Raw genomic sequence first — 257 nt, 5'->3', positions numbered from 1 at the left:
TGTCGTTCGAGCAGTTGTCGTTGACTCCATCGCCGTCTGCATCTACGAAGTTCTCACAGGCAGCTGTGTCCTGTAGTCGCTGCATCGCTCTCGTCCCGTAACCTACTGCAAGTGTCATTCCACCGATCAAAAGAACCGCTATCGTAATCAAAACTACTTTCTTCATCCTTCTACACCTCCATTTGTTTTTTAGTACATTCTCAGTCTACGGGTGCATTCTTAGAGAATCCTTAGCTAAACCTTAGAGTTTGCTTAGA

The organism is Mesotoga sp. UBA5825, assembly GCF_002432955.1.
In the GTDB taxonomy this organism is placed as follows: Bacteria; Thermotogota; Thermotogae; order Petrotogales; family Kosmotogaceae; genus Mesotoga.
The sequence above is the reverse complement of the archived record's forward strand: the minus strand, read 5'-3'. Positions refer to the sequence as shown.